General features: G+C 71.6%; 7 protein-coding genes. 4 read left to right on the top strand and 3 right to left on the bottom strand.

The annotated features are described in order from the left end of the window. Nucleotides 1-38: 38 nt before the first annotated feature. From AAT21_RS15095 to AAT21_RS15085, 3 genes are all read right to left on the bottom strand, one after another. Nucleotides 39-602, bottom strand: coding sequence for a hypothetical protein (locus AAT21_RS15095; RefSeq protein ID WP_157879705.1), 564 nt, complete (start codon nt 600-602; stop codon nt 39-41). Nucleotides 603-837: 235 nt separating this feature from the next. Beyond that, a complete protein-coding gene (locus AAT21_RS37540) occupies nt 838-1182 on the bottom strand; it encodes a hypothetical protein (protein WP_046777029.1) in 345 nt (114 codons plus the stop codon). 83 nt (nt 1183-1265) lie between these two features. Next, on the bottom strand, nt 1266-1958 hold the full coding sequence (locus AAT21_RS15085; protein ID WP_046777028.1) for a hypothetical protein: 693 nt from the start codon (nt 1956-1958) through the stop codon (nt 1266-1268). An 894-nt stretch (nt 1959-2852) separates the two neighbouring features. On the opposite strand from AAT21_RS15085, the gene AAT21_RS15075 reads away from it, so the two are divergent. From AAT21_RS15075 to AAT21_RS38045, 4 genes are all read left to right on the top strand, one after another. Next, nucleotides 2853-3065 (top strand): hypothetical protein, encoded by a 213-nt coding sequence (locus tag AAT21_RS15075; protein ID WP_157879704.1) that lies wholly within the window; start codon nt 2853-2855, stop codon nt 3063-3065. A 222-nt stretch (nt 3066-3287) separates the two neighbouring features. Continuing rightward, nucleotides 3288-3701 (top strand): hypothetical protein, encoded by a 414-nt coding sequence (locus tag AAT21_RS15070; protein ID WP_046777025.1) that lies wholly within the window; start codon nt 3288-3290, stop codon nt 3699-3701. A 639-nt stretch (nt 3702-4340) separates the two neighbouring features. After that, complete coding sequence (locus AAT21_RS39695) at nt 4341-8996, top strand: putative T7SS-secreted protein (protein ID WP_052757802.1); 4656 nt, start codon at nt 4341-4343, stop codon at nt 8994-8996. Beyond that, a complete protein-coding gene (locus tag AAT21_RS38045) occupies nt 8989-9747 on the top strand; it encodes a hypothetical protein (protein ID WP_046777024.1) in 759 nt (252 codons plus the stop codon). Before AAT21_RS39695 ends, AAT21_RS38045 begins: the two co-directional genes overlap by 8 nt. The last annotated feature ends 335 nt before the right edge of the window (nt 9748-10082 follow it).

The raw sequence follows: 10082 nt of genomic DNA, 5'->3' as shown, positions 1-10082 counted from the left end.
CCCCCCCCCCGAACCCGCGTGCGCCGCACCCAGGTCCCTCAACGTCCGGTCCACCGCTCCCCACCCCTCTCGCCATCAGTCGCCTGCGCAGGAAGTTCCGGCCCCCCGCTCCGTACAGCACCCTTACCCGCCACGGTGCGTACCGTCGTTCGGGAGACTCCAGCGGCGCGGGCGGTCTCGCTCTCCGACAATCCGAGCCTGGCCGCGCGGCGCAGCAGGTCATCGCGTCCGCCTACCGTCCGTGCGAACTCCTTCAAGTCCGCGCGGACCTGGTCCTGCGCCTGAGCGTGGAGGTCGTCGACACTGCCGCGCTCAAGGAGCGTGCGCACCAGGGCGAGCGGGTGACCGGCTGCTTCGAGCAGGGCAGCAAGACGCTCGGGCGCCGGGAGGGCCTGCAGATCCTGGTCCTGGCCGCAGGGCGCGTCGAGGCGGTCGAGCGCCTCACGCAGGCCGGCGGCCGCGTGGCGGGCGTCCGGCCACCTGCCCTCCTGCAGCGCGGCCGCGAGGGCGCCCACCTGCCGCAGAGCCCCACCCGCCGCCGCGGCCAGCTGCCACTCCGGCCCCGTCGCAGTGGTCGTGGCGGTCGCACGGCTGTCCAACATGCTGCTCCCCTCCCCGTCGGCGTGTTCAACGAACCCGCCGCCCAAAGGACCCTGTGCAGTTCTGTACACGCCTCGTGGGACAGGGCGGGACAGTCGCGGAAGGGCGGGCGTCGGCTCGCGGTGCCGGCATGGGCCGGGACGTGGCTGGCATCGGCGTGTGGAGGGGCAGAGGCAGCAAGCCACGGCGTGGTGGATGCTGCCGACCGGGGCGGTACCGGGGCTTGGCCGGCTGTTTCTACCCTCCGCTGTGAACGGTGCGGCTGGTGCCTTCCGCCGCGCCGGGGGCCTTCGGCATCCCGGACCGAGTACGGGGTGGGTGCCGCGGCCGCCGTCGGCCGGCGGCGCGACCGCAGTGCGGCGAAGCCGGACACCGCGCCCACCAGCAGCAGGCCGCCCCGGCGGGGACGGCCGACCGCAGCCCCACGACCAGCCGGTCGTCCTCGTCGATGAGTGTGCCCTTCACCGCCGTCACGCCCTCGGCCCTCTCCAGGGTGTGGGCGATGCGGTCGCCGCCTACCGCGACCAGCCATTCCACAGCCAGGTGCCGTTCGCCCCAGGCGGTGGCGTCGAACGGCACCACGTCGGCGCGCTCGGCGCCGGGGGCCGGCAGGGTGAACGCCGACGACGGTCGCCGCCGGCGCCGGCGCTGGCCGGACCGGCGGGTCAGGCGACGGTGGCCGCGTAGTGGTCGGCGTACGCCTGGAGGCGGGGAGCGAGCCGCCCCTGCGAGCCGGCGGAGTTGAGCTGCATCCACAGCTCGTTCTCCACGACGAAGCGGTACGCGAACTCCTCGAAGGAACCGGCGCACCGTATGAGCGAGCCGGCGGCAGCTTCCTGGAACCCGTCCGCCCCCTCCTGTGCCGCCCAGGCCTCGGCGGACTCCAGCTCCAGGTGCGAGCACACCACGAACGCCTCCCCCGAGGACCGCAGGTACAGGTACCAGATGACGCAGTCCTGCTGGTCCCGCAGGAACCGCACGAGACGGGCGCCCTCCTCGGCCGGGCTGCGCAGGGCCGGAGACAGATCGCTCCAACAGGCCGTCACCGACACCTCGTCGAAAGCGCGGCACAGTCGCTCGTCGCGGTAGAACACGGCGAAGTCCGAGGGCAGCGTGAGTCCGGCCACCGCCAGCTCCCCTTCGAGGGCCGCCAGGTGTGCCGCGTGCTCCGACGGCCCGCCACTCACGCCGTCCATCCACCCGAACCCGCCGTCGAGTCCCACGGCGTCCAGCGGCGGCAGGCTGTCCAGCGGGTAGACCTCGTAGGTGGAGTCGCAGGGGCGGAACCGGCCCAGGTCGGTGGCGCACCAGCCGGTGGGGAAGCGGACGGACGCGGTGTCGGACTCGGCAACGGACATGGGAAACCCCTCGTGGTGATGCTGGATCAGTGGTACGCGTCCATCCTGCCGCCGGCCACTGACATCGGCCGCGCAGCCAGCGGGTTGCCGCCGAGTGGCGCAGCATGTGCGGGCGGCACGCATGCCCGGTGGTGCGGGCCAAGCGGTCGTCCCGCTCCCGTTCGGCCTGGGCCATCCGGCGGCGCACGGAGCCGAGTACGTCCAGGGTCCTGCGGTAACTGGCTGCGGCCTTCTCCAGCTCCCGGTCGCTCCGGTCCTGCAGGGCGACAAGATCGCGGGCGTGTTTCTCCAGCTGGTTCTGCAGCGTGCGGTTGTCCTCGGCCAGCACCTGCTGAGCGGTCTGCAGCGCGTGGATCTCCTGTTTCCTGAGGCCCAGCTGGTGGGTCAGGCTGAGGCTGGCCGCCTGCGCGCTGGCGTGCAGCGAGGTGAGCCGCTGGTAGTCCGCCACCGGGATTGGCAAGTCCTGGGAGGTGAGGAATGCCTGGAGTGCTTCGTTGAACTCGGACGGTGGCAGGCGCTCACCGTGCCGGTAGCGCGAGAGCGTGGACGGGTCCACGTTCACTCCCCGGGCCGCCTGGGGGCCGGTGTGCCGCGGGAGGAGAGGTAACGCTCCAGCACGGACTGCAGCAGCGCGGCGTACTCGAGGATCTGCTGCTGTCTCGGGCGTCCTGCCGACATGAGAACCCCTCCCCCGTCGGCATGCGCCCGGCCCCTGGCAGATTCCATTCCCCGCACGTCGGCTTTCCGCACCTGGCAACACGGTGAGCGGCGGCACACCCCGATGGTCCGCGTTGCCGGTTGGCAGGCAACTCCGGTGGCCCGTACCGCAACGCCCCGACCTGCGCAAACGTTCAAGCGCGGCGCTCAGCGTCTGAAGGCGAGGAAACCATGAACATGCACTCATCTGTCGCGGCCCCCGTCATCGTGCTCTCGGTTCTGGCCGAGATCATCGGCAGCGGAGCCCAGTGGCCCGCGGTCGTCGTGGCGGTCACCACGGGCTGCGTGGCGCTGCCCCGGACGAAGGTGGACCCGGCCGGTGTGCCGGCATTGTTCAAGGCGATGAGGGCGGACAGCGAAGGCACCGACCGCAGGGCCGGAACGGCCTGAGTAGCGAGGCACCCGAGGGGCGGCCGCCGACGAGTGCTGTCGCCGCCGCCCGCGCGGCCGGAGCGGCGACCGCCACGAGTGGATGGCGACGTCTCCTTGGAGAGGTCCGGGCCATCGGCGGTGCGGAGCGCGGGGGCAGTGCTGCTCGGGTCCTGACCGCCCGCGTAACGTATGCGAATTGAGGGCTGCCGAGTCGGGCTCCCTCGGAGAACGGGGCACTTTATGGGACTGGCCGGGGAAATAGCCGCCGTGCGGGGCGGCTCGGGGCAAGCGGGTCGATTGCTGGGGGAATTCCGCCGCACCGCACTGCTGGTACCGCTGTCGGAGGGTAATGACGGCGGTCTGATGTCGGGGTGGCAGGGCGGGATCCGCTGGATCTACGCGTTCACGGACGAGGAGGCGCTGGCGCGTTTCGCGGTGGCGCGGGGTGCCGGAGGCGGTGTTCACGAGTGGGAGTACCTGTCGATCCTGGGTGCCCGTCTGGTCGACGCGGTGATTCCCGCGGTGGAGGGTCCGACCGGTGTGGCGGTCGATGTCGCGGACGAGGACGGTTCGATGCTGTTCCCGCCGGTCATGGGCATTGTTCCCGACGCGTATGCCATGGACGCCGAGCCCCACCGTGCGGCTGCCGTCTGATGGCGGGCGACGGGGACCTGGAGGTCTCGCCGATAGCGGTCAGGAACATCCAGGACGGTCTGCGCAAGGCGATTGCCGAGTTGCGCGAGTCGTCGGACGCGGCCGGCGCCTCCCAGGGTGCCGGTTTCAGTGATCTGTCGATGACGGGGATGGAGGCCGGACATGCGGGTCTGGCCACCGACTTCGAGGACTTCTGCGAGCGCTGGGAGTGGGGCGTGCGCAGTCTCGTGCAGAACGCCAGCACCCTCGCCGGGAACCTCGGGATCGCGGCCGGGATGGTGTGGGAGGAAGAGCAGTACCTGCAGGGCGCCTTCAAGGTGGTCGCCAATGCCGCGTACGGCAATCCGCACGCGAGCGAGGACGAGATCGAGCAGAAGAGCTGGGACGACATCTGGCGGGCGGACGTCTACAAGNCGCGTACGGCAATCCGCACGCGAGCGAGGACGAGATCGAGCAGAAGAGCTGGGACGACATCTGGCGGGCGGACGTCTACAAGCCGGACTACAGCGACGAGTCCTTCGAGAAGAGCGACGCGGACATCAAGCAGACCTGGTCGGAGACGGGCGACAAGGTGACCTCCAGCGGGAGGATCGGTTCGATCAAGGACTTGCTGGACCAGGCCGGCGGGGGCGGTAACTGATGGGCTGGAGGGACTTCGTACCGGATTCGGCCGAGGACTGGGTCGAGGACCGGGCCGAGGACCTCGGCGACGCGGTCGAGTGGGGCGGTGACAAGGTCGCCGGCGCGGCAGAGAAGGTGGGCCTGGACGAGGCGGGCGACTGGGTCCGTGACAAGAGCCGATCGGCCGCCAACCAGCTCGGCGCGGACGTCTCCGAGCTGGAGCTCGGACAGACCGAGGACCCGAACAAGCTGGTCTACGGCAGCGTGTCGAAGATCCGCGCGCAGGTCTCGCACCTCAGTGACTTCGAGCTCTCGTTCACACTCGTTGGCAACGGCCTGAAGGCCCTGGAAGGCGACGGCCTGAAGGGCGCGTCGGCGAACGCGTTCCGGGACGCGATAGCCAAGGAGCCGCCGCGCTGGTTCAAGGCGGCCGAGGCCTTCGGCAAGGCCGCCGACGCGATCAACCGGTTCGCGGACACCGTGGAGTGGGCACAGGGCCAGGCCAAGGAGGCCCTGGAGGAGTACAACAGGGCCAAGAAGGTCTCTCAGGACGCGCGCACCGCCTACAACAAGTCGATCATCGACTACAAGGCGGCGGTGAAGGCCGAGAAGGACACGCTGCCGCCGCGGCCGGCCGACGACTTCACCGACCCCGCCGATCCGCTGTTCAAGGCGGCCGACGACAAGCTCCAGACCGCGCGCAAGCAGCGCAACGAGGTCGCGGAGACGGCCCGTACGGCGGTCCGCGCGGCCCGCGACGCCGCCCCGCCCAAGCCCTCGTACGCCGAACAGCTCAAAGACGGCATGGACTACCTGGAGATCGCGGAAACCCACCTGGCCGGGGGCGTCCTCAAGGGAACGGCGGGCCTCGCCAACTTCGTCCGCGCAGTCACCCCGTTCGACCCGTACAACCTCACCCACCCCGCCGAGTACCGGACCAACCTCAACTCGACGGTCGCCGGCCTGCTCGTGGCGGTCAACGACCCCATAGGCACGGGCAAGCAGATGCTCGACGACTTCATGAAGGACCCCACCGAAGGCGTCGGCAAATTCCTCCCGGAACTCGCCGGCACCAAGGGCCTCGGCGCCGGGAAGAAGGCCGGCACGGCCGCGAAGCACCTGGACGACCTGGACGGCCCGGGCCGCAAGGAGACGGACGGCCCGGGCCGCAAGGAGACGGACGGGAAAGGACCGCACCACGGCGAGCGGCCCGACTCGGACAAGGCCAGTGAGGGCACCGACCCCGTCGACCTCGCCACCGGCCGGATGTACCTCCCGCAGACGGACGTGGTCCTGCCCGGCACGTTCCCGTTCGCGTTCACGCGCCGTGCGGAGTCCGGCTACCGGGCGGGCCGCTGGTTCGGCCCCACCTGGTCCTCCACGATCGACCAGCACTTGGAGATCGACGCCAAGGGCGTCGTCCTGGTCTCCGAAGACGGCCTCCTCGTCGGCTATCCGCATCCCGCGCCCGGTGTGCCCGTACTGCCGGTGTCGGCGTCGGGCCCGCGCCACCCGCTGGCACGCACCCCTGACGGCGACTGGACGCTGACGGACCCGCTGACGGGTGCCGTCCGCCGCTTCGTCCCGCCGGCCGACGGCGCCGAGAACGGCATCGCGCCGATCGCCCAGTTCGAGGATCCGAACGGCAACCACGTCGTCTTCGAGTACGACGAGCACGGCACGCCGCTGGGTCTCACCCACTCGGGCGGCTACCGGCTGCACTTCGAGACCGAAGGCGGCCGGATTACGGCCCTGCACCTGTCCGGCGGCGGCCGCGTCCTCGCGTACGGCTACACCGACGGGAACCTGACCGAGGTCACCAACTCCTCCGGTCTGCCTCTGCGGTTCACCTACGACGACCGCGCCCGCATCACCTCCTGGACGGATACGAACGAGCGCCGCTATGAGTACGCCTACGACGACCTCGACCGGTGTGTCGCCGAGGCCGGCGAGGCGGGCCACATCGCCCTCACCTTCCGCTACGACGACGTGGACCCGCAGACCCGCCACCGGGTGACGCGTGTGACCACCGCCGCAGGTCATACCCGCCAGTACCTGATCGACGACCGGTACCGGGTGGTGGCCGAGACCGACCCGCTCGGCGCGGTCACCCGATACCAGTACGACAGCGGCGGCCGGCGGACCGCGCTCACCGATCCGCTCGGCCACACCACCCGCAGCACCTTCGACGACACGGGCCGCATGGTCTCCTACGTCCGGCCCGACGGCCGGGAGGCCCGCGCCGAGTACAACGACCTCGGCCGGCCGGTCAAGGTCGTCGCCGTGGACGGATCGGTCGTCCACCAGACCTACGACGAGCGCGGAAACCGCACCGCGGTCAGCCGCCCCGACGGGACGGTCACCCGCTTCGGCTACGACGAGAGCGGCCACCTCACCACCGTCACCGACCCCCGCGGGGCGGTCACGCGGATCCGCACCGACCGGGCCGGGCTGCCGCTCGCCGTCACCGACCGGCTCGGCGCCACCACCACGTACGAGCGGGACGCCTTCGGGCGGGTCACGGCGGTCACCGACCCCCTGGGAGCGGTCACCCGCATGGAATGGACGGTGGAGGGCAAGCCGCTGCACCGGACGGACCCGGACGGCCGGCGCCGCTCGTGGACGTATGACGGCGAGGGGAACTGCCTGACCCGTAGGGACGGCCCCAACGGCGGCGGGGTGCACTTCGAGTACACCCACTTCGACCTGCTCGCCGCCCGGACCGACGCGGACGGCACGCGCCACGCATACACATACGACGCCGAGCTGCGGCTGACCGGGGTCCGCAACCCGCAGGGCATGACCTGGGAGTACACCTACGACCCGGCGGGCCGGCTCATCCGGGAGACCGACTTCGACGGCCGTGTGCTCGACTACGCCTACGACCCGGCGGGCCGGCTCGTCACCCGCACCGACGCCCTCGGGCAGCGGATCACGTACGAGCGCGACGCCTTGGGGCACACCGTCCGCAAGGACGCGGGCGGCACGGTGACGACGTACGAGTACGACGTCTTCGACCGGCTCGCCGTCGCGGTGTGCGGGGACAGCGTGCTGACCCGGCTGCGGGACCGGGCAGGCCGCATCCTCCAGGAGACGGTCGACGGCCGCACCCTCACCTACACCTACGACGCCATGGGGCGCCGCACCGGCCGAACCACCCCCACGGGCGCCGTCGCCGCCTGGGCGTACGACGCCGCAGGCCGCTACGACGCCCTGACCACGTCCGGCCGCCGGATCGGCTTCACGCACGACGCGGCGGGCCAGGAGCTCAGCCGTACCTACGGCGACGCCGTCACCCTCGACCAGGCGTGGGACGAGACCGGCCGGCTGGTGGAGCAGCGGCTCACGGGCGCAGGACAGGGGGTGGTGCAGCGCCGCGGCTACACCTACCGGTCCGACGGGGTCCTGACCGGCGTCGACGATCTGTTGGCCGGCCCGCGCAGCTTCGACCTCGACCCGCGCGGCCGGGTGACGGCGGTGCACGCCGGTAACTGGACCGAGCGCTACGCCTACGACGACGTGGGCAACCAGACCTCCGCGTACTGGCCCGGCGCCCATCCCGGAGGCGGGGAAGCCACCGGACCGCGCACCTACGAGGGCACCCGGCTGATCGGCGCGGGCCGGGTCCGCCACGAGTACGACGTCCTCGGCCGGGTCGTGCTCCGCCAGAGGGCCCGGCTCTCGCGCAAGCCCGACACCTGGCGCTACGAGTGGGACGCCGAGGACCGAATTACGGCCGTCACCACCCCGGACGGGACGCGCTGGCGGTACACGTACGACCCGCTGGGACGGCGGACGGCGAAGGAACGGATGACGCCCGACGGCCTGAAGGTGGCCGAGCGCACGGTCTTCACCTGGGACGGCACCGTGCTGTGCGAGCAGCGGACCGCCGCCGCGGCGCAGGAGGCCGGCGGGATCGCCGTGACCTGGGACCACCGCGGCCTGCAGCCGCTCGCGCAGACAGAGCGGATCCTGGGCGCCAGCCAGGAGGTGGTGGACGAGCGGTTCTACGCCATCGTCACCGACCTGGTGGGCGCACCCGCCGAACTCGTCGACGAGCGCGGCGGACTGGCCTGGCGCAGCCGCTCCACACTGTGGGGATCCACGGCCTGGAACCGGGACGCCACGGCCTACACGCCGCTGCGCTTCCCCGGCCAGTACTTCGACGCCGAATCAGGCCTGCACCACAACTACTTCCGCACGTACGACCCCGAGACCGCCCGCTACCTGAGCCCGGACCCGCTGGGCCTGGCGGCGGCCCCCAACCCGGTGGCGTACGTCGCCAACCCCCACGGGTGGTGCGACCCCTTCGGGCTGGCCCCGTACTCGGACAGCACCCGGGCGGCGCAGGGCGTCGACCACCAGCTCAACGAGGCGGAGAGCGGCAAGGACAACCACTACCTGCAGGGCATCGGGAAAGACGAGGTGAAACTGGAGAAGTACCTGCGGGGCCATCTGCAATCGCCGGCCAACTACGTCGACAGCGACACGGGGGCGCGGATCATCATCGACAAGACCCTGGACCCGTCCAGGCCGGTGGCCATCATCCGCCAGGACCATATGATCCACGCGTACCACATCGAGCCGGAGGACCTCTCCAACTACATCACTCCGCGGGACGGCAAGGACACCGCGAAGTGGCGGACCCCGAAGGGGGACGAAGTGAATGAGTAGCCGCAGCGGTATCCCCCGCGATCCTGCACCCGGCTGGCCGGGCTACCACGCCGAGCCGTCCTACGACCCCGGCCAGAGCCGGGTCTTCCCGGCCCCGCTGCCGGCGGAGCTGCGGGCGCTCGGCAACGACGTCCGGGCGGCCGACTGGCCGGTGCGGCTCGCCTTCCGCAACTCCCGGACCGAGCTGCTCGACACGCTCTGCCGCTGGCAGACCCTGCGCGCGCTGGCGTACGTGCACCTGCTGGCCGCCCGCACGGGGGACGAGCGGCTGCCGGCCGACCTGAGGGTGGTTCCCGACCCGGAGGCGGTCGGCGATCCGGGCCTGCCCGCGCTGCTGGCGAGGCTGGAGCATGCCGCCGCCGGCCTCCCGGCGGACCTGCTGGACGCGGTCGTCTGCGACAGCGGCGGGCTGCTCGCCGACAATCGGTTCGCGGCATCGGTGCTGGCCGCCGGGCTCACCGCCGATTCCCGGCCGGGGGACCCGGACAAGGCGGTCTCCCGCGCCGTGGTGCTCACCAGCTACTGGTACGAGGTCCCCGGGCTGCGCGGCGCGCTGGCCCTGGCGTGGAGCGCGAACCTGTTTGTCCGCTCCTGGCTGGGGTGGTCCCAGCGGTTCGTGTACGGCGACCCGGCGGGAGGCCTCGGCATCACCTCCGACCCCCGCCCGCCCCGCCCGGCGGCGTCCGCCCTCCCGAAGTGGGCGGAGCCCCTGCTGGACCGCATCGAGCAGGGTCCGGGGGCAGCCTCGTGACCTGGGCCGACTTCGTCGTGAACGACAAGCCCTTCGCGCCGTACACGACGAGGCTGGCCCACTCGCACTCGGGCTGCCGGAGCTGGTGCGGCTGTGCCTCGTGGCGCCGTGGTGGCGGGACGCTCCCGGGCGGACGGCCGAAGAACTTCTAGGCTAGGGCCAATCACGCACGCACTGGCCCCAACCAGCGAAGACGCCAGCACTCACCGCGTCGAGCTGAGCCAGATCACGAAGTCCGACTGCCGTATTAGCCTCGCCGTTTCACTTGGGGTTGCTGGGCGGCTGAGCGAGGTTGTTGGAGGTCGTGTCGGCCGGTGGGCATGGTGAGGGCCCGA

Source organism: Streptomyces yangpuensis (assembly GCF_001005295.1).
In the GTDB taxonomy this organism is placed as follows: Bacteria; Actinomycetota; Actinomycetes; order Streptomycetales; family Streptomycetaceae; genus Streptomyces; species Streptomyces yangpuensis.
The sequence above is the reverse complement of the archived record's forward strand: the minus strand, read 5'-3'. Positions and strand labels throughout refer to the sequence as shown.

Excerpts from the sequence above, each read along its gene's own strand:
- AAT21_RS15075 (WP_157879704.1), top strand. The coding sequence starts at position 2,853 with ATGCACTCATCTGTCGCGGCCCCCGTCATCGTGCTCTCGGTTCTGGCC.
- AAT21_RS15085 (WP_046777028.1), bottom strand. The coding sequence starts at position 1,958 with ATGTCCGTTGCCGAGTCCGACACCGCGTCCGTCCGCTTCCCCACCGGC.
- AAT21_RS38045 (WP_046777024.1), top strand. The coding sequence starts at position 8,989 with ATGAGTAGCCGCAGCGGTATCCCCCGCGATCCTGCACCCGGCTGGCCG.
- AAT21_RS15070 (WP_046777025.1), top strand. The coding sequence starts at position 3,288 with ATGGGACTGGCCGGGGAAATAGCCGCCGTGCGGGGCGGCTCGGGGCAA.
- AAT21_RS39695 (WP_052757802.1), top strand. The coding sequence starts at position 4,341 with ATGGGCTGGAGGGACTTCGTACCGGATTCGGCCGAGGACTGGGTCGAG.
- AAT21_RS15095 (WP_157879705.1), bottom strand. The coding sequence starts at position 602 with ATGTTGGACAGCCGTGCGACCGCCACGACCACTGCGACGGGGCCGGAG.